An 18,241-nucleotide genomic window follows, 5' to 3' on the forward strand; every position below is an offset into this window, starting at 1 on the left:
TCATTCCTCCGCATCCCTGGGCCGCAGCAGCCCCCACCAGTGGGAGAGCCGCCGGCCCACATAGATGGGCTGGGCCTGCATTATCTCGTATTTCCGCCCATTCCACTGGAGCCAGCCCTCCTCCAGCCCCTCCAGCGGGGCATCCGGGGGGCCCAGGTAGAGGAAGCGGTCCCGCCTGGCCTCCCCCAGGGGGGTGGGCAGGCTCTGCCACCGGTCCTCCCGCCGGTCCAGCACCGGCTGGAGGAAGGCCCGCGTCTGGACCTCCTGCCCGCCGCCGGAGTGGAGGCAGACGGTCTGTCCGTACCGTTTCAGAAGCCCCCGGAGCACTCCGCCCGTCAACCCGGCACCCCCTGAAAGTGAAATCCCCGGTCGGCCAGGTAGGGGGCCAGCACGGCCTCCGCCCGCCGCCGCAGCTCGTCCCGCCGCAGGCAGGCGGCCTCTCCGCCGCCACGGACGGTCAGGTCCCCGGCGGAGAAGGCGCTCACCCCCTCCAGGTCCTCCCCCGCCCGCCAGTCGGCCAGCGCGGTCCAGGCCGCGGCCAGGGCGAAGGCTTCGGCGCAGTCCCCGGCCGTCACCCCCTCCTTCAGGCGGGCGGCCAGCTCCTGTTCCGCCTGGGTGCACAGCTTGCGCAGGCCCTCTTCCTCCTCGCCGGCCCCGCTCAGTGCCCTGGCCAATGCAAAGATCTCCTCCGTCATGCCGCCTCCATCACACCGTCAGGACCTTGGCCGCGTCCTTGAAGATCTTGGCAAAGCCGCAAATGGTAGTGATCGCGGCCCGCTCCAGTTGCCGGTCGATGAGCTTGTCGTATTCCACCATCACCCGGTCACCGGACTGTACCATCTCCAGGGCGTAGCGCTTGTCCAGGCCGATGAGCTTGCCGCTGTCCATGGCGGAGGTGCGCAGCAGCTTGGCCCCCAGGGGGGTGGTCAGCCTGCCGGTACCCTGGAAGTTGAGGCCGGTCAGGGGGTTTTGGAACTCAGTCATCTTGAGCATGTCCACCATGACGCCGCTGGGCACCAGCAGGGTGTTGAGCTCGTAGGGCTCGAACTGCGCCCAGAAGTCCACCAGGGCGTCGTAGTCCAGCGTACCGCTGGTGCCGCCGATGGGGCTGGTGCCCACCTGATAGGTGTCGGCGGCGTTGTCGTTGCCGTCGCCGCCGATGAGCACGCCGATGGCGTCCTCCACCAGCATCCGGCTGATGTAGGCGCCGATCTGCTTGAGGGTGACGGAGAAGAGGTCCAGCTTCTGATAGCGGATGGCCTCGTAGGAGGCCACCAGCATCCTCCCCCGCTTGTGGAGCTTGACCAGGTTCTCCTGGGTCTTGACGGTGGTGGAGGGGATTGCGGCCCCTTCCTCCACCCGGCGGAGCTTTTTCTCGTCGCCGGGCGCGGAGGCGATGGAGCGGTAATCCAGCCCGTCGAAGCGGGTGACGGCTGCCACCAGATCGGGGAGGATGTCGGCCTCCTCCATGCCCAGCCGCACCGACCGGGCGATGTACTCGGGAAAGAGGACGGCGGAGTCGGAAGTACGGAAAAATTTCTCCACCACGTCGGAGCCCTCGCCCTTGACCTTGATGTCAAAGCGCTTGAGCTGCCGCTGGTAGGCGTCCAGCCCCTCCAGGGGGGTGCCCTTGTAGTGGGGACCGGGGTCCAGCTCCTCCAGCACCTGGGTAAAGGACTTACCCGTCTGGTTGTACATGCCTTTTTCCAGCTTTAGATTGTCATAACAGTATGCCATACCCGCATCCTCCTTTTCTTACAGCCGAACCACGGCGGTTTTGGCCGTGGTATCCGCGCTGACGACCAGATAATCTCTCGCCCCGTCGCCGGAGCCCGCCTGTTTCACGCCGCCGGAGCCATCGGCGGTGAGGCTCACCCAGCCGGGCGCGACGCCTGTGCCGCTGTATTTGACCCGGGCAAAGCCTCCCACCTGTACGGCGGCAAAGCCCCCCACCGGAGCCAGGGCCACGCCGCAGAAGCGCTCCCCTGCCGTGCAGGGGCCCACTGTGCTGTCTCCGGCCAGCTTGACCGCCATGCCGTCCTCCACGCCGCTCTGGGCGATAAAGGTGGCGGTCACCGCGCCGATCTCTTCATAGGAAACCTGTCTGCTCATGCTCTTCCTCCCTTTCTTCTCCGTCCAACCTGCCTCAGATCAGGAAGGCCCCGTCCCGGGCCGTCTCCTGTTCCTGCCCTTCCGAATAGGTCAACTGCGTCCGCAGGGCGTAGCGCTCCCGGGTCCGTTTTTCCAGCGCCTTGCGCAGCGCCTCCAGCTCGCCCTCCTCCAGCTTTTCCGTCATACGCTCCAGGACGGGTGCTTCCAGCTCCGGCTCGGCCAGCGCCCCCAGCCGCGCCACCTCCCGGCGCAGCCCGGCCAGATACTTGCGCCCCAGGGCGGCCTCCTGCTCCAGGCGCTCCAGCCGGGCCTCCCCCCGGAAGCCCTTGAGCACCCCCGCCCCCGGCTGGGCGGGCACGGCCACGAAGGACCACTCATAGGCGTCGGTGACGCCGTCTAGCTCGGCCCAGCACAGTTTTCCGTTGTAGGTCCGGCCCCGGATGTGCCGGCACTTCTCCCGGTCCCGGATGTCCTCGCCGCACACCGAGCAGACCGACCGCTCCACCGCGCAGCCCACCGATACCTCCCGTTTGATGCCTGCGTCGATCTCGGCGATCAGGTCCCGGTTGGCCTCGGTACGCAGCATGTAGGCGTACCCCTTCACATAGCACAGGGGGTCCCCCGCCCGGGTGGTGGCCTCCGGCTCCCGGACCACCTCCGCCCGGTAGATGCGGGCGGTCTGCCCCCTGGCGCTCCATTCGTGGTCAAAGATGCCGCTTTTCCCCACGAACTTTTCCGCCAGCGTCTCCAGGGCCTGGGGGGAGAAGCGCTCCCCATCCCGGTCGATCTCGTTGTCGCACAGCCGAACCGAGAAGGTGTAGACCTCTTCCGCCGTCAGCTCCTTCCGGCTAAATTGATGGATCTGCTCCAGCTCCCGCCGGTCCACTTGGGGGCCCCGGCCCAGCCCCGCCTCTTTTTTGATCTGCAAGCTTTCGTCCTCCCCTATCTTCCGCTGTTCTGTCCGCGCACCGCCCGGGCCTGCTCCCGGTACAGCTCGGCGCGGGCCTCCTCCACCTGATCCTGCAGGTTGATGTCGTCCCACCGGACCTCCACCCGGCCGCCGTAGCCGTGTACCCGCAGCCACAGCTCGCAGATGCGCTCCACCACCGGGTCCAGGGACCGCCGCAGTGCGGTGATCTCGCTGGTCATCATGTCGGCCTGCTGGGTGCTCATGCGCTCGGTGGAGGACCAGGACAGCCCCAGCAGGAAGGGTGGGATTCCCGTCTTGGCGATGAGCTGTTCCAGGATCTGCCGCACGGGCACCTCGCTGTCCAGCACCTGGTTGTCGGCGCCGATGACCTTGATGTCCACGTCGCCCACCGCCACAAAATCCCGGACCCCGCCGTTTTTTCCCGCCTGCATGGCCGCCGACCACTCCTGAGCGATCTGCCGGCACCGCTCCTGGGCGCAGGTCCGCTCCAGGCCGTCCTCCCCCGGCTTGCAGACCACGGCAAAGCGCACGTTGCCCATGCGCTCCCAGTTCATGCCCATAGCCTGATAGATTTTTAGCAGGATTCCGGTCAAAAAGGGCATGGACCGCAGCAGGGACACCCCATAGGGGCTGTCGGTTTCCGGCTGGAAAGGGGTAAAAAGGAGGAGCTCCTGACAGGGGAGCTCCTCAATCTGTCCGTTTTCCCTCCGGGCGCAGAGGGTGAAGTCCAGGGGGGAGTCTCCCTCCCGGATCTCCAGGTCGGCGGCATTCCCGCACAGCAGGGCGGCCACCTCCCGGCCGTCGGGGTCCAGCACCAGCTCACCCACGGCCCGTCCGCAGGTGAGCAGCGAGTCCATGTAGCAGTCCAGGAAGGACTGCACGCCCCGCTGTCCCCGTCCGGTGGGCACCGTGCGCAGAAACCGCTCCAGCCCCTCCTGGGCCCTGGGGTCTCCGCACTGCACCCGGACGCCGCCCACCAGCCGGATGAGCTTTATGAGGGCGGCGTCCACGATGGGCACCGCCTCCCGGATGGCGCGGTAAAGGGCAATCTCCCCATTGCGCAGAGGCACATAGCCGTCCAGCACCCCGAAGGGATGCCTGCCCCCGTCCCGGAGCTGTACCGCCGTCCCGGTCAGAGGCACTTTTTTCTTTTCAAACAAAGCCATATCCATCTCCCGTCACTCTAAAAGGCTTCCCGCTCCGCGTACCCCGCCGCCAGTCCGCCCCGCTCCCCTTCTCCCGCCGCCACCATGGCGGCAAAGTAGCGGATGTCGTCCATGGCGTGGTCGTGCTCTTTGAGCACCCGATCCCGCCCGCTTCCGGGGTCCCAGCGATAGAGCCCGAATTCCCGCAGGCTGTCCCGGCACCCGCTGCAAATGACCAGCTTCCCGCTCCGGAGCAGCTCCGCCGTCACCCGGATGCCGGAGAGCACGTCGTTGTCGGCCTTGCAGACCCGCCAGCCCTCCCGCCGCAGAGTCTCCAAGAAACTGGCCGCCGAGGGGTCCACCACCACCCGGCGGATCTCCCGCTCTCCGGCCAGCCGCCGCAGGTCGGCGGCATACTCACCGTCGGTTTTCTGCCGCCCGGCTCTCTTGGAATCGTAGTAGTACTCCTCCACCCGGTACCACACCCCGTTCTTCCTGCCCCACAGGCCGAAGGAGGCGGGGTTGACCGTACCGTAATCACAGGAGATGCGCCACTCCTCCATAGGTCCGGCCGGGGGCGGGCGTACCAGGCTCTCGTCGAAGAAGCCGTACACCAGCCCCTCGGCGGCCACCCATTCCCCCAGTACGAACCGCCGGTAGAAGGCGCCCTGAAAGCGCCGCTCATACCGCCGTCGCATCGCGTCCGACAGCCCCGGGTTGTCCTCCATGGTAAAGTGGAGATAGAGGGCCCGCTTTTCCCCGGCCTTCCGGATCCACTCCTGGTAAAACCAGTGTCCGGGGTGCTCCGGGTTGCAGGAGAACCACAGCCGGCTGCCCTCCACGGAGCATCGGGCGCAGGTCTGTTCCACAAAGGAGCGGGGCATGAGGGCCGCCTCGTCCAGCAGGGCCCCGGCCAGCGTGATGCCCTGGATGACGGCGGCGCTGGATTCATCCCGGCCGCCGAAGAGGTAAAAGGTGTTTTCCCTTCCTCCCACGCGCAGGGTCAGCCGGCTCTGGGAGAGCCGCTCCTCCGCCTGGAACCCCAGCTCCTTTAGCGTGGGCAGCAGCGGGACCAGGAGGTTGCGCCGCACGCTCTGGACGCTGCGGCCGCACAGGGCGAACTGCCGGTCCTGGAAGCGCCCCATGGCCCAGCAGAAAAAAGACAGCCCCAGGCAGAAGGTCTTTCCGCTGCGGACTGCGCCGTCGCAGATGACGGCCTCCCAGTGTCCGGCCTCGGGTGAGCACCACCAGGTGAGGACCCGCCGCTGCTTGGAGGAGAACCTCATAGGTCCTCCCGCTCGGTTTTTTCTTCGTCTCCGCCGCTCTCCTCCAGAGCCCGGAGAAAGCGCTCCGCCCCCTCGCCGCTCTGGCCCGCCATGCTGTAGAGCTTCTCCAGGGCCAGCAGCTTGTCCACCAGCCGGATCTCTACCGCGCCGTTGCCGTGCCGTTTGAGCTCCGTGAGTCCGGTGAGGTCCAGCTTTTCGATCTCCTCCAACTGCCCCTCGCCCAGGAAGGCCAACTTGACCGCGTCGTTGCTCTTCCGGTCCGCCAGCCGCTCCAGCCGCCTCAGCACGTCGTTTTTCCACTCCCGCTCTGTCTTTGCCTTCACGCCATCCCACCTCTCACCCTTTCCGCGCCCCGCCAAAATGTTGCATGCTCCGGTACACGAAGCCAAAAACCGTCTTTCGGCGTCGAAAAGCCCCTCTTGTCCTTTTGGGGGTTCTGTGGTATAATTTTTATCTTAGCAGAGGGGAGGTGCACCATGGACCGCAGCGCTATCAAACAGATTGCCGCCAACCGCAAGGCGTATCACGACTACTTTGTAGAGGAGAAATTCGAGGCCGGCCTCGAACTGTGCGGCACGGAGGTCAAATCCATCCGCCAGGGCAACGTCAACCTGAAGGACTCCTACTGTATCATCAAGGACGGCCAGATGGTGGTCCACGGGATGCACGTCAGCCCCTATGAGAAGGGCAATATCTTTAACCGGGACCCGGTTCGGCCCCGCCGCCTGCTGATGCACAAGCGTGAGATTCTGCGTCTGTTTGCCAAGGTCAAGCAGGACGGCTATGCTCTGGTGCCTCTGTGCATCTACTTTAAGGGGCCGCGCATCAAGCTGGAGGTGGGCCTGTGCAAGGGCAAAAAGCTCTATGACAAGCGTGCCACCGCCGCGGCCAAGGACGCTCGGCGGGAGATTGACCGCGCCATGAAGGACCGGGCCAGATATTAGGCATTGACACCGGCCGGAGAGTGTGTTATTTTATAGTACTCTCCCAAATTGAAAGGAGTGTTTCCCATGGCTCAGAATCCCATTGTCACCTTTGAAATGGAAAACGGCGGCAGGATGGTGGCCGAGCTCTACCCCGATAAGGCCCCCAATACCGTCAACAACTTCATTAGCCTGGTCCAGTCGGGGTTTTACAACGGGCTGATCTTCCACCGGGTCATCCCCGGCTTCATGATCCAGGGCGGCTGTCCCCAGGGCACCGGCACGGGCGGCCCCGGGTACTCCATCCGGGGGGAGTTTACCGGGAATCGCTTTCCGAACGACCTGAAGCATGACCGCGGCGTGCTTTCCATGGCCCGTACCATGGCGCCCAACTCCGCCGGCAGCCAGTTCTTTATCATGGTGGAGGCGGCCCCTCATCTGGACGGCCAGTACGCCTCCTTCGGCAAGGTGATCGAGGGCATGGAGGTGGCCGACGCCATCGTGTCCGTGCGCACCGACCGGATGGATAAGCCCATGGAGGACCAGCGGATGAAGGCGGTGACTGTGGAGACCTTCGGTGTGGATTACCCCGCGCCGGAAAAGGTATAATCACACGTAATGGTTGGATTTTGCAAACTCCCGGCTTTCTGAACGTGGCCCAGCGCAAGCGGGCCCATTCAGGGGCGGAGGCGCAAGGGCAGGAAGGGATGGATGCGCGGCTTTGCCGGGTGTGCCGAACGGAATGGACTTTGCGACGACGCGGGGGCGTACCGGTTTCGACGGGGATGCAGAGGCGGGAATAGCGGGCGAAGGCGCCCAGCCTTCTAAAAATGGGCATTCTTTATAAATTAAAGAACAACAACGATTACGAACTCGTAGCGGCTTAAGTTCCGCTGCCGTCCCAGCCGGAAGGCCCACGAGCCGGTTTGGGGCGTGATTTGAGTGGGGACCGTGCGTGCGCAAAGCTTTGAGCGCACCATGCATCATGAAGCTACCAACCTGCTGAGCGTGACGGCTCGCGCTTCAGGAAGGGAAATTTAAAAGACCGTCTGCGCCCGGAGAAGTTCCCGTTAAAACATTTTCGGACGGGGGTTCAACTCCCCCCGCCTCCACCAAATCCCGAACCCTTGATAAATCAGGGTTTCGGGATTTTTTCTTTGTTTTTCAATGGTTTCATGGTTTTGTCCATGGTACAATGTAAGTTGAAAGAGTATGGTGTCGTGTGTAAAAATCTCAAAAAATGCACACGAATTTGCACATGAAATTAACGGGCGAACCCAAGGCTTTCGATATAAAACCCCCCCCCGCCGCTCCAAGGAGCGGCGGGGGCTTTTTCAATCTTTCCCGAGCTGGCTGTACAGCGCGTTCCCTCGCTCGCCGACGAGCTCCCGTAGGGCGGCCTTTTTGTCGGCGGCGGACATATCCTTGCTGTCCTTGTTGTAGATGCTCCATGCTTGCGCGTACTGCTCCGGTGTGATATCCGGGAATCTCTTCTTTACCCCAGGCCACCGCTTCCGGGCCCCGTCGGACATCTGGGAAATAGCGAACGCCTCAGCATCCGAGTATTTCACGTCCAGATTCCTTGGAATCACAATGTTGTCCGAAAGCAGGGTCTGGTCCAGAAATTCCTTTTGGTTCTGGGTCAGCCGTCCATCCGAGAAGAGGGTCTTCCGCACGGCGGCGTTGGCCACGGAGGCTTTCCCCGCCGCCTTCCGCTCCGCCAACAGGTCCTTGTACTCCAGATAGACCCCGAAGTCAATTCCATTCCGAGTGATGGCGTACGCCTTTTCCCACGCGCGGCTTTTGTACTCCACGCCTCGGGCCGTCAGCATCTCCCGCTTGGCGACGTCCTCTCCGAAGGATACCGCGTCGGCCAGCATTTCCGCCTTCTCCTGGTCGGACGCGCGCTGGTAGCTCCTCGCGCCCACCAGGCTCTCCATCAGTCTAAGGGTAGCCTGGCCACGACTGCGCTGGTATGCGTCCCGCTCCTTGGGCGTGAGGCTGTAGGACTGGTTGTCATACCGGACGGTGTAGGGCGCGTTCTTGCCCGGATAAATGTTTGTCGCGCCGGTGCTGCCACTGATCCGCTCCAGCTCCTTCTCCACGGCGTTCTGCCTGTAGGTCCGGAGCTGTCCCGGCAGAAGGTTGGCATTGAGCAAATTCAGAGCTGTGTTCCCGGTATTGGTCCGCTCCCGCCCGAAACCATCCACGGAGGCGGGAAGGTCCTTGCGGAACATAGGCAACCCCGCCACGATGCTGTCCCGAGCGGTTCCCAGAGTGGTGCCGCTGCCGTACTGACTTCGGACCGTATCGTCTAGGCCGGTGGCGATACCCTTTACAAAGTTGGGCAGGAGGAAGCTGGACGCCTGGGAACCGGCGTAGCTGAACCCCGCTTCAAAGACCTTTTCTGCTGTGGTCTCCCCTTCGGCGTAGGTGTAGGCGTCGATCAGGCTGCCGATGGAGGACATAGCGGGCAAGTCCAGCACCGCCTGAATCGTCGCGCTGGCAGATGAGCCAACCACCTCCCCAAGCGACAGCGCCCCGTCCTCTCGGTAGGCATCGGCCATCAGCGCCCCCGCCGCCATAATGGCGTTCAGGGGCTCCAGGAAACCGATAGACACCAGCGTGTCCCCGTCCCTCCACTCCGTGCCCTTCCCGTTCAGCCAGCGCATGGTGGCGGACAGGTTCCATTGCGTGCCATTCTTCCCCTGCGCCCGCTCCAGAGCCTCCTTGTCCTTGTCCTCCGCCCCGGCCACGTTGATCAGACCGGCCAGCGCCAGCGCCCCGAATCCGGCCAGCGCGACGGAGCCGGTGAACCCGCGTCCCACATTGCGGACCGCCTGGGCCTGCATCTCCGGAGAAAGCTGCCCCTTCTTCGCCTGGTAAACCGTCCGGACAACATCCTTCATCCCGTTTACCAGCCCCATGGGGCTGTAGTTGGCCGCTTGGGAAACCAGGTTCCCGGGAACTCGGGCGAAGGGCAGCGCCAGGTCCCCGGCGCCAAAGGAACCGCCTCGGGAGTCCTTTAGGCCGACATGGTTGCCCGCAGCGCGCAGGCCGGTCATGACCCTGGCTACCCTGCCATCGTTTTGGAAGGTGCGCTGTAGCGCCGTCTCGTCTGCCCAGGTGGGCAGGGCCTTGGCGTCCAGCTTCCCCGCGGATTTCAGTTCGTCGATGCCGCGCTGGGCCTCCGCCCGGATGCCACCCTTCTGGAACTCGTCCGTGGTGTTCAGGGCATAGCCCTCATACTTGGCCCAGGTGGACAGCAGCCGCTCGAAGAGGTTGCCGGTCATCTTGAACGTCCGCCCGGCGGTCCCCTCGTAGCGGCCCCTGGCGTTCTCCGTGCTGGCGTCCAGGCCCACCTGTATGTAGGATTTCAGCAGCCCTTCCAAGGAGCCCTGCCGCTTGGCCTTTGAAAACCAGGACTTGTCCACCGCCGTAGTGCGCTGCCCGGTCAGCTTGGACAGCGCGATATCCAGCGGAACCCCAATGTCGTTGGAGAGCGTTTCCAGCGGGTCAAATACATTGTTGCTCACAAGGTTGCGCATGACAGTGGACGCTTTGGAGAGCATCCCCATGACGCGGAAATTCTTCACTGCCTCCAGGGGGCTGACTGGAAGATAGTCGGCGGCGATACTGCGGAGCTGAGACACGGCCACATCCCGCAGGAAGGCTTCCGCATCGCTGTAGCTCTTCGCAACTTCCCGCAGGGCCCAATCCATCTGGGATGCGGTTTTCCTGGAGAACAGGCCGGTAGTCCCCCGGATCTCGCTGTTGCGCTCAATCAGTTCGATCAGGCCGTCCAGGTCGCCCTCTCCGATGCGCTCCAGGGCGCCTACCTGCGTCTCCACATCCCCCAGGATGGCGTTGCGTCTGGCCTCGTCCAAGCCCGTCCGCTCCAAGGTCTCCGCCGCGTCCATCAGGATGCCCTCCGGGGTCCGGGTGTACTTAGCGAATGCCTGGATCATCTGGCCGGCATTGGTCCCCTTTTCCTGAATGAGCTTGCGCCACTGGTTAAACTCGGAGTAGTCGCCCGTCTTCTTCCCCTGCTGCCGCGCCTGATACAGGATGCCCATGGCGGTGTCCAGGTCCTCCCCGCTCCAAGCCTCCTTGTTGGGCAGGTCGGCTTTTTCGCCTTCAAAATCGTTTACCAGCCGGTCCAGCGCGTGGGACATGCTTTGCCGCTCAGAGACAGGGTCATAGGCGAGGTCCTCCGGCTTGACGCCGGCCATCTGCTTGTTTACCTCGTTATAGATGCCGCCGTTCTCAAAGGTGTTCGTTTCCACCTTGGATATCTTGGGGGCGGATTTAAACGGATTCTCCGCCGAGCCAACCGTGTTGGGCCCGAAGCCTCCGGTGGATGATTCCGGGCCGGCCTGGGCAGACTGGGTATTGCCACCGGCGGAGGAATCTGCTATAATGGGGGCAGAAGCGGAAGTATTCGCACCATGGGGCGCTTTGGGCGTAAGCTGCGGGCCGTTTTGCGGCACGTTCAGCACTTGGTCAGTACTTCCGCCATTTTTATGCATGTATGCGGATACCACACGCATTTGGTGTGCAGCGGAATCCGGTACAGCCTCAACGACGTAGTATGTGCCATTGACCTTCTTCTGGAATTGGACCATAGGTGCCGGAGTGTCATCTGCGTTTGCGTACTCCGTACTAGTCCTTGGCGTTCCATCGTCATTCCTGAGCAAATCAACGGAATCGTAGTTTTCCAAGACATACCCCATGCGACCAATGTCGTTGACGTCGGTCATGCTTTGGTCCGCGCGCCCGGACGTCCCATGCCGCTTTTCGATATGTTCAAGCGCATTCCCACTCAATACATGCTCAAATCCGGTCACATCAACACCTGTTGCATTCTGCACATCATGGGCCGCTCTTTCAGAAACTTCTGCGATTGGCATCCGTATACGTTTCTTGTAGTCCGGGTTCTTAAGCGTTTTCCACTTGTTCACAAATGCGACCAGCGAGGCATCGACCGCATTCTGGTATTCGTTGATGACCGCCTGTTCTTGCGGCGTATGCCGCGTCGGATCTGTATTGACCGCTGTGCTTCCTGCCTCCCCCGTGGAGGCGGTTTTTTGTGCCTGTTTTCCGGTGGGTGGTCCGTGGCCCACTCACACCGGGCAGGGGCTGGCTTCTGCACCTCCGGGAAGGTCTCCGCCCGCCGCCGAATTTGCCAGCTCGGCCAGGGGGAAGGAGGCGTTTGGGTCCCTGGCCGCCTTGTCCGCGATGTAGTCCATGACGTAGGACAGGCTTTCCTCCCCGGCCTCCACCCCCGCCTTATCCGAGGAAACCCCCGGCTGAATCCTGCTCCCGCCCCGCCACAGCGGCCCTAGCGCTGCCCTGCCGACGGGAACGCTGCTGCTTTTTGTGGCGATACATGGCCTGATCCGCTTCATACTTCCAGTCACTCATCCGCTTGATGTCGCCGGCCTCGTCCCGCAAGTAGCTAGATCCCCGGGCAATGGACAGCCAGAGGCGGCTGTCCTGGTTGTATTGGCGGATGGCTTGGTCCAACTGCTCGTTCCAGGCCCGCTCATCCCCCGCCGGGTCGGGCAGGATCACGGCAAACTCGTCTCCGCCGATGCGGTAACAGCTCCCCTGCCTACAAAACGCCTGCTCTATGCAACGAGCTGCGCCGATGAGGAGCTCATCGCCGGCGCTGTGTCCGAAATGGTCATTGGTGTATTTGAGCCCATCGAGATCCAGGAAGATCAGGGCCACATTTCCGTAGCTCCCCGTCTCCTTCTCCAGCCGGGCAAGGAACTCTTCGAAGGCACGCCGGTTCTCCAGCCCCGTCAACCGATCCTCCCGCGACAGGCGCTTATAGACCTGCACCTCGGTCTTGAAGCGCAGATTGGCTGCCATAGTGGTGATCAGAGAACTCAGCAGGCAGATAATGAACACCAGGATACCGCACTCGAAGATGGTCCCATACCAGGGCGTTTCCAACAGCCAGTACAGCAACAGCGCCAGGGCGCCCCCCGCCGCCAGCATGGCAAAGGCCCGCAGCACCGCCTGCATCTCTCGGTTTCCAGTCCTGCGGTATTCCCGCAGCATCAGCACACCCATCAGGCAAATCCCCGCTGCCAGCAGCAGGTGGGTCACGAACAGCATGTCGATGAAATCGAACCCCCAGAAGAAATTCAACAGGCTCTGCCCAACAGCGTTGACGTAGAACGCACCGATGAGGACGTCCAGGCTGCGGAACCGGCACATCTCTCCCGTATTGCGGACGAAGTGCAGCATGGGGATGGCCAGCGTCATGAATGCATAAAAGGACAGGTAACAGACCAGCGGTGATTGACCGCTCATCTGCTGCATCAGGGAGGAGTCCAGCGTGCACCAGGCGCCGCACAGCAGCAGGAAGCAGGCGACGTCGGCAAAGCGGCGGTCCTGCATCCGGACCTTGTCTAGATAGCTTGCAATGCCGATGGCCACTACGCTTATAATAGCCATGGTGAACACCAGAAGCAGAGTAAAGGCGTCACCCAGGCAGTGCTGGCGAAAGACCGCGCTGCTGCTGCCCAGATAGACTGCGGGCAGCGCGAAGCGCCCGTCCCCCGCATTCTCATAGGTCAGAATCAGGGGTTGCCCCCCCGTCTCCTCGGGCAGAACAACGTCGCAATCCAGCTTGGCCCGCATCTGTTCGTTGCGCCGGAAGGTGGAATCGTCATAGGCGTAGAGCAACTCCTCCCCCAGGTCCACCCGCAGCCGGTAGACCGCCCCCCGTGTGGTCAGCACCAGGCCCGCGTCTGTCGGATTCAGACCGTCGTAATAGAGGGTCAGGGCTTCCACGCTGTCCAGCGTGACGGTACCCGGTATCTGGACCTCCACCCGACGGCCGGCCTCCAGGCGGTACCAGCCCTCCGAGAGCTGCCGTACACCCTCCAGCGGGGTCCGTATCCTCTGTCTGGCGCTCTTGCCCAACGAGAGCCCCATTGCCAGCAGGATGGCCAGCATCAGCACGGCCTCCCAACTCCGCTTTCTCCTTCTTGCCGTTTTGCTCACCTCTTTTCCGTCTGCCGTCGACGGCGGGTCGGCCCATTTAATGGTCACTTTTATTTTATATCAATTAGTTTATTAAAGTCAATTGTAACCTTTTGTACGTTTTGAGATTCCGCGTGCCGGTACCCAAGAGGCAGCGGGTTGACACCGACTCCATTCTAGGCTATAATACACCGCAGGGAATGAGGTTCTCCCCTGGAATTCGATCCTAAACCGCTTTTTAAGCTGATGACTTCTGCGATGATTCACGTCGCAGGGTTATTGGCTTTTTTTATATCCTGCGAGAAGGGAGCTCGAGTATGTTACAAGGTCTGGCACTGATCTTTCTGGGCGGCATGGCGCTGGGGAGGCTGTCCTCCCAGCTCCGGCTGCCCCCCTGCTGGGCATGCTGCTCGCCGGCATTTTGCTCGGTCCGCATGTCCTGGGTCGCCTGGATGAGCGCATTCTCCTCCTTTCCTCCGACCTGCGCCGGATCGCCCTGCTCATCATCCTGACCCGTGCGGGCTTGAACCTCCGCCTGGAGGATCTGAGGCGGGTCGGCCGGCCGGCCTTACTGATGTGCTTTCTTCCCGCCTGCTTCGAGCTGGTGGGGATGGTGCTGCTGGCTCCCAAGCTGCTCGGCGTCCGTCCTCTGGAGGCGGCTCTTCTGGGCAGTGTGGTGGCCGCCGTCTCCCCCGCGGTGATCGTCCCCAAAATGCTCCGGCTCATAGAGGACGGCTGGGGCGGTGCACGTCGCATCCCCCAGATGATCATGGCGGGGGCTTCGGTGGACGATGTGTTCGTCATCATCCTGTTTACCTCTCTCACCGGTCTGGCGGCTGGTGAGAGTCTGGCCTTTTCGGATCTGGCCCGCATCCCCGTCTCGATTCTGTTGGGCATTGCGGCGGGGCTCCTCTGCGGCAGCCTTCTGGCCGTTCTCTACCATCGGGTGCCCATCCGGGACACCGTCAAGGTCGTGCTGCTTCTAAGCCTCTCTTTTCTGCTGGCAGCCCTGGAGGACCGTCTGTCCGGTCGGGTTGGCTTTTCCAGCCTTCTTGCCGTCATGGCTGCCGGGGTTGCCCTGCAAATGCGGCAGGGGGAGACCGCGGCTCGGCTGTCTGCCAGATACGCCAAGCTGTGGGTGGCGGCGGAGCCGCTGCTCTTCGTGCTGGTAGGCGCCACCGTGAATATCCGCTGCGCGCTGGACTTTGGCCCGGCCGCCGTACTGCTTCTTTTCCTGGTGCTGCTGTTCCGGATGCTGGGCGTTTGGGTCTGCCTGCTGGGGACCGCGCTGGACCGCCGGGAACGGCTGTTCTGTATGGTGGCCTACTGCCCCAAGGCGACGGTGCAGGCGGCGATCGGCTCCATCCCCCTGAGCATGGGCCTGGCCTGCGGCAACCTAGTACTCACCGTGGCCGTGCTGTCTATTCTTATCACCGCCCCTCTGGGGGCCTTTGCCATCGACCTGCTCTATCAGCGGCTGCTTCAGCAGCAGACAGGCGGAGGGGATACCTGAGTATCCCCTCCGCCTGTCTGCTGCTGTGCAGTAATCCAGATTCAAGCCCGCTTGTGCCGCTCCGGCGCGGGCCGGGCGCCGCCTGCCGCGCAGCCCAGGCAAGCGATCAGCAGGGCGATACCCATGCCGATGAAGAGCGGGTCCACGGGGCTTCCCAAAAACTTTCCCAGCAGGACTCCCAGCGGGCCACCCAGCGTGCACAACAGGGCAAACCGCCGGTCCATCCGACCCGGGAGGAAGAGGGCGCAAGTCAGCGGGATAAAGACCACCGCCCCCCGGAGCCCCATGGACAAGAAGCCGAAGTCGTTGATGGTGGCCGAAGGCACCACGCAGGCGATGACGGCCGAGGCCGCCAGCACGGCCAGAATGGTCCCGCGGGTGGCCACCAGGGCCGCCGCCGCAGAGTCAAAGCGACTGGAAACCTTCTTATAGATGTCATTGACCAGGATGGTGGCCACGCCCAGAGAGAGCCCGGCCCCACCGCCTACCACGGCGATCAGCAGTGTACCCAACACCACGCCGGCAAAGAGCACTGGCAGATGGTGGACAACAAAGGTGGGGAACACCTGGATGGTGGAGGCCAGTACCCCCACCCCCTCTGGCAGGGCCTGGCCGGCGGCCAGCAGGGCGTCCGCCTCCGCCTGGGTGATGTAGTGGCCACGCATGAACAGCCCCACAGCGATTCCGGCAATGCCGATGGGGGGAATGAGTCCCGCCGCCAGCAGTGCGCCCCGCCGGGCGTCCCGATCGCTGCCCCCCGACCAGACCGCCTGGGCGTAAGTCTGGGTGGAGAGGACACCCAGCAACAGAGAGATACCGGAGCCGATGTCCTTGGCCGCGCCCCGGGCGATCAGGCTACCGTACCGGGCGGACAGGTCTGCCGCGCTCTCGATCCCGGCCATGGCCCCCGGCGTTGTGCCCACCAGAGCTGTCCGGAGGCTTTCCCCCAGTCCGCCCAGCCCCCCGGTGAGCAGCAGCACTGCCGCCAGACCGGCGATACAGGAGACATAGAGCAGCACCAGCTTGACGATTCCACCCATACCAGCTCCCCAAGCGCCGCCGAACACCACATAGACGGTCATCAGCAGCACCGACAGCACCGCTGCCACTGTGGTGGACACCGGGAAGATCACGGTAATCAGGCCTGTGCAGGCCACTACCTGGGCCAGGACGGAGATGAAGATGCCGATGGAGCTCAGAACAGAGCCGGCGTACTCCACCTTGTGTCCATACTCCCGGTCGATAACCCCCATCAGGGTGGTGCAGCCGCTCCGACGCAGCGGGCGGACATATCCCAGGGCCAGGATGAGGCACCCGATGCCGGAGCCCAAGGTGAACCACCACGCAGAGATACCGTAGCTGAAAGCCAGTTGGGCCGTGCCGATGCTGGCCTGGCTGGAGACCAGCGCCCCCATGATGGTACCGCAGATGAGCCAGGGGCCCGATCGGCCGCCGCCCGTGGCAAAGTCGGCAGCCGACTTCACCCGACGTCCGGACGCGACGCCCACCCCGATGATGACCAGCAGGACCAGGACCACGCCCAGATAGTTCAGTGCTGCCATTGTGTCTCCTCCTTTTAAACCATGATGCGCATGGGGTCCACCTTTTGCAGCAGGACCTCCAGGACAGCCTCCTCCGGCGGCTCCGCCTCCACCGCCCGGGACAGATCCATGTCGAAGCCCGTCCGCTCCCGGATGGTGTCCAGGCTCACGCCCGGGAAGCATTCCGCCAGATACATGCGCTTGTCCGCGCCGAAGCGCATCACACCCAGCTCTGTGATGACGGCCCGCGGGCCCTTGTCGTTGAGCCCCCGCCGGGCCCGGCCGTCCGGTCCGTCAATCCAGCCGGGGCTGGTGATGTAGTCGATGTGCTCTACAAACCGCCGGGGTTCATGCTTCATGATGATGACGGTATCGCAGTAGGTGGCAATGCCGTTGGCCCCTCCGGAACCGGAAAAGCGGGTCTTGGGATGGAAATAATCCCCGATGCAGGTAGAGTTCAGATTTCCGTAGGGGTCAATCTGGGCCCCACCCAGGAACCCAGCGTCGATGGCGCCGGTGCGGGCCGCCAGGGCCTGGAAGCCGAAATAGCGGTACTGGGGCCAGAGCACCGAGGCCTGGTAGTTAATGCGCAGGTCGGAGACGCTGGTGGGCACCTCCTGGGGGTTGCCCTCGAACAGGGCGGTCTCAAAGATCAGATGGGCATTGGGCGCGTGGGTGTTCTTGGCCAGGGTGCCGCCGATGAGGGGCAGGCCCGTGCCGATGATGTAGGTCTTTCCGTCTTCGATCTGCCGTGACAGGGCCACGGCCATCATCTGCTTTGCGGTATATTCCATGCTTCTCCCCTCCCTCAGCGGCGCTTCAGGCCGGGCCGGTAACCATACCCCGGCTGGACGCACAGGCTTGTCAGATGTTCCGCCCCGATCTTGTTCAGATAATCCCCGTGGGTGGGGCACTCGTCCACGTATTCCCGGATGAAGGCGTCAAAGTCCTCCTGGGTACGGCTGACCTTATCATAGCACAGGTAGAACGTGCTGTCATAGTCGTAGCAGCCAAAGCACTGGGAGGGATGGGCGCCGTAGGCCGCAGGCACCACCGCGTCCACGCACAGTCCGGTCAGGGTATTGCGCTCGGGGTGGCGGTGCATTTCCTCGTCGGATACCAGCCGTTCGCAGGAGACAATGGTGTGCCGGGCCGCCATGGCAATGTCCAGGTCCTGGAACTGGGCCCCCTCGATGCAGCAGGTGCCGTCAGGGCTGGCCTCCTGTACGTGGATGCAGGCCACGTCGATCTGCGGAGTGGGCACACAGCAAACCTGGCTGCCAGGGTGGAAGGGGTCCTCCCGGATGACGAACTTCTGGTTGGGCAGTTTGGGGTGCTTCTTTCGCTCCTCAGCCGAGATGCCCCACACGTCGGCCAGATCGGAGCCCAGCATGTTTTTTACCGGGACGTAACTCAGGCCCAGGGCCGCGCCGTGGTAGGCGATGGTCTGCACGTCCAGGGAGTAGTCATCAAACAGGATGCGGCCATTTTCAACGGCATCCCGAAAACGGCGGCACACCATGGTATAACCGGAGTTGGCGATATAGGACACCATCATAATCTCCACGCAGCCCGCGCCGATGAGCATATCCATATCGCCGCCGGAGGGCCCCCCCTCCAGATAGAGCTTCCGCTTGCGCTGACGGATGATCTCCCGTACCAGGGCATAGGGCCGCCGATTGGTCACAAAACCGCCCAAAGCCAGACAGTCCCCGTCCTGTACAAAGCGGGAGACGGCCTGCTCGGCGGTCATAACTTTGGATGGAGCGTTCAAGTGGATTCCTCCTCTCA

Annotated in this window: 17 protein-coding genes, 1 other RNA gene, 1 pseudogene and 1 riboswitch; of the genes and pseudogenes, 4 read left to right on the top strand and 15 right to left on the bottom strand. The window is 63.2% G+C overall.

Annotated elements, in window-relative coordinates:
- From BN2154_RS13530 to BN2154_RS13565, 8 genes are read right to left on the bottom strand one after another with little or no spacing between them, the layout of a single operon-like run.
- The gene (locus BN2154_RS13530; protein WP_050619279.1) at window positions 1–339 is read right to left on the bottom strand and encodes a hypothetical protein; all 339 of its coding nucleotides are present in this window, start codon (window positions 337–339) and stop codon (window positions 1–3) included.
- A complete protein-coding gene (locus tag BN2154_RS15890; RefSeq protein ID WP_050619280.1) occupies window positions 336–695 on the bottom strand; it encodes a hypothetical protein in 360 nt (119 codons plus the stop codon). Before BN2154_RS15890 ends, BN2154_RS13530 begins: the two co-directional genes overlap by 4 nt.
- A gap of 10 nt (window positions 696–705) precedes the next feature.
- Entirely contained in the window at window positions 706–1,737 is a 1,032-nt protein-coding gene (locus BN2154_RS13540; RefSeq protein WP_050619281.1) for a phage major capsid protein, read from the bottom strand.
- 18 nt (window positions 1,738–1,755) lie between these two features.
- Entirely contained in the window at window positions 1,756–2,112 is a 357-nt protein-coding gene (locus BN2154_RS13545) for a hypothetical protein (protein WP_050619282.1), read from the bottom strand.
- 34 nt (window positions 2,113–2,146) lie between these two features.
- Window positions 2,147–3,040 (bottom strand): hypothetical protein, encoded by an 894-nt coding sequence (locus BN2154_RS13550; protein ID WP_050619283.1) that lies wholly within the window; start codon window positions 3,038–3,040, stop codon window positions 2,147–2,149.
- Between the two features lie 14 nt (window positions 3,041–3,054).
- Window positions 3,055–4,209, bottom strand: a complete 1,155-nt coding sequence (locus BN2154_RS13555) for a phage portal family protein (RefSeq protein ID WP_050619284.1) — start codon at window positions 4,207–4,209, stop codon at window positions 3,055–3,057.
- A gap of 17 nt (window positions 4,210–4,226) precedes the next feature.
- Window positions 4,227–5,474 carry a PBSX family phage terminase large subunit gene (locus BN2154_RS13560; RefSeq protein WP_050619285.1) on the bottom strand — a complete coding sequence of 416 codons (1,248 nt, stop codon included), beginning with the start codon at window positions 5,472–5,474 and terminating at the stop codon, window positions 4,227–4,229.
- A complete protein-coding gene (locus BN2154_RS13565) occupies window positions 5,471–5,797 on the bottom strand; it encodes a hypothetical protein (protein WP_050619286.1) in 327 nt (108 codons plus the stop codon). The genes BN2154_RS13560 and BN2154_RS13565 overlap by 4 nt, the downstream gene beginning before the upstream one ends.
- 153 nt (window positions 5,798–5,950) lie before the next feature.
- On the opposite strand from BN2154_RS13565, the gene smpB reads away from it, so the two are divergent.
- The 3 genes from smpB (at window position 5,951) to ssrA (ending at window position 7,512) form a co-directional block, all read left to right on the top strand.
- Window positions 5,951–6,418 carry an SsrA-binding protein SmpB gene (gene smpB / locus BN2154_RS13570; RefSeq protein ID WP_050619287.1) on the top strand — a complete coding sequence of 156 codons (468 nt, stop codon included), beginning with the start codon at window positions 5,951–5,953 and terminating at the stop codon, window positions 6,416–6,418.
- Between the two features lie 66 nt (window positions 6,419–6,484).
- Window positions 6,485–7,006, top strand: coding sequence for a peptidylprolyl isomerase (locus tag BN2154_RS13575; RefSeq protein WP_050619288.1), 522 nt, complete (start codon window positions 6,485–6,487; stop codon window positions 7,004–7,006).
- Window positions 7,007–7,158: 152 nt separating this feature from the next.
- Window positions 7,159–7,512: a transfer-messenger RNA gene (ssrA, locus tag BN2154_RS15510) on the top strand.
- Window positions 7,513–7,731: 219 nt separating this feature from the next.
- Here the strand turns inward: ssrA and BN2154_RS13580 are convergent.
- From BN2154_RS13580 to BN2154_RS13585, 4 genes and pseudogenes are all read right to left on the bottom strand, one after another.
- Window positions 7,732–10,683 carry a hypothetical protein gene (locus BN2154_RS13580; RefSeq protein WP_050619289.1) on the bottom strand — a complete coding sequence of 984 codons (2,952 nt, stop codon included), beginning with the start codon at window positions 10,681–10,683 and terminating at the stop codon, window positions 7,732–7,734.
- 246 nt (window positions 10,684–10,929) lie between these two features.
- Window positions 10,930–11,307 (bottom strand): annotated as a pseudogene (locus tag BN2154_RS16585) (hypothetical protein); the annotation flags it as partial.
- Window positions 11,308–11,520: 213 nt separating this feature from the next.
- A complete protein-coding gene (locus tag BN2154_RS16515; protein ID WP_256303018.1) occupies window positions 11,521–11,646 on the bottom strand; it encodes a hypothetical protein in 126 nt (41 codons plus the stop codon).
- A 40-nt stretch (window positions 11,647–11,686) separates the two neighbouring features.
- Window positions 11,687–13,369 carry a GGDEF domain-containing protein gene (locus BN2154_RS13585; RefSeq protein WP_050619290.1) on the bottom strand — a complete coding sequence of 561 codons (1,683 nt, stop codon included), beginning with the start codon at window positions 13,367–13,369 and terminating at the stop codon, window positions 11,687–11,689.
- Window positions 13,370–13,583: 214 nt separating this feature from the next.
- Window positions 13,584–13,659, top strand: a riboswitch (Fluoride riboswitch).
- A gap of 140 nt (window positions 13,660–13,799) precedes the next feature.
- Here BN2154_RS13585 and BN2154_RS13590 point away from each other — a divergent pair.
- Entirely contained in the window at window positions 13,800–14,909 is a 1,110-nt protein-coding gene (locus BN2154_RS13590) for a cation:proton antiporter domain-containing protein (RefSeq protein ID WP_368013997.1), read from the top strand.
- A gap of 41 nt (window positions 14,910–14,950) precedes the next feature.
- On the opposite strand, the gene BN2154_RS13595 is transcribed toward BN2154_RS13590, so the two are convergent.
- From BN2154_RS13595 to BN2154_RS13605, 3 genes are read right to left on the bottom strand one after another with little or no spacing between them, the layout of a single operon-like run.
- The gene (locus BN2154_RS13595) at window positions 14,951–16,471 is read right to left on the bottom strand and encodes a sodium:solute symporter family protein (RefSeq protein ID WP_050619291.1); all 1,521 of its coding nucleotides are present in this window, start codon (window positions 16,469–16,471) and stop codon (window positions 14,951–14,953) included.
- Between the two features lie 14 nt (window positions 16,472–16,485).
- The gene (locus BN2154_RS13600; protein WP_050619292.1) at window positions 16,486–17,244 is read right to left on the bottom strand and encodes a CoA-transferase subunit beta; all 759 of its coding nucleotides are present in this window, start codon (window positions 17,242–17,244) and stop codon (window positions 16,486–16,488) included.
- A 14-nt stretch (window positions 17,245–17,258) separates the two neighbouring features.
- Window positions 17,259–18,224: a CoA transferase subunit A gene (locus BN2154_RS13605; RefSeq protein ID WP_242853765.1), complete on the bottom strand. Its 966-nt coding sequence runs from the start codon at window positions 18,222–18,224 to the stop codon at window positions 17,259–17,261.
- Between the last annotated feature and the right edge of the window lie 17 nt (window positions 18,225–18,241).

This window comes from Intestinimonas massiliensis (ex Afouda et al. 2020), from assembly GCF_001244995.1.
Taxonomy (GTDB): domain Bacteria; phylum Bacillota; class Clostridia; order Oscillospirales; family Oscillospiraceae; genus Intestinimonas; species Intestinimonas massiliensis.

Coding starts and splice junctions, on each gene's coding strand:
- BN2154_RS13595 (WP_050619291.1), bottom strand. CDS start 16,471: ATGGCAGCACTGAACTATCTGGGCGTGGTCCTGGTCCTGCTGGTCATC.
- BN2154_RS13575 (WP_050619288.1), top strand. CDS start 6,485: ATGGCTCAGAATCCCATTGTCACCTTTGAAATGGAAAACGGCGGCAGG.
- BN2154_RS13585 (WP_050619290.1), bottom strand. CDS start 13,369: ATGCTGGCCATCCTGCTGGCAATGGGGCTCTCGTTGGGCAAGAGCGCC.
- BN2154_RS13545 (WP_050619282.1), bottom strand. CDS start 2,112: ATGAGCAGACAGGTTTCCTATGAAGAGATCGGCGCGGTGACCGCCACC.
- BN2154_RS16515 (WP_256303018.1), bottom strand. CDS start 11,646: ATGGACTACATCGCGGACAAGGCGGCCAGGGACCCAAACGCCTCCTTC.
- BN2154_RS13600 (WP_050619292.1), bottom strand. CDS start 17,244: ATGGAATATACCGCAAAGCAGATGATGGCCGTGGCCCTGTCACGGCAG.
- smpB (WP_050619287.1), top strand. CDS start 5,951: ATGGACCGCAGCGCTATCAAACAGATTGCCGCCAACCGCAAGGCGTAT.
- BN2154_RS13560 (WP_050619285.1), bottom strand. CDS start 5,474: ATGAGGTTCTCCTCCAAGCAGCGGCGGGTCCTCACCTGGTGGTGCTCA.
- BN2154_RS13555 (WP_050619284.1), bottom strand. CDS start 4,209: ATGGCTTTGTTTGAAAAGAAAAAAGTGCCTCTGACCGGGACGGCGGTA.
- BN2154_RS15890 (WP_050619280.1), bottom strand. CDS start 695: ATGACGGAGGAGATCTTTGCATTGGCCAGGGCACTGAGCGGGGCCGGC.
- BN2154_RS13590 (WP_368013997.1), top strand. CDS start 13,800: ATGCTGCTCGCCGGCATTTTGCTCGGTCCGCATGTCCTGGGTCGCCTG.
- BN2154_RS13540 (WP_050619281.1), bottom strand. CDS start 1,737: ATGGCATACTGTTATGACAATCTAAAGCTGGAAAAAGGCATGTACAAC.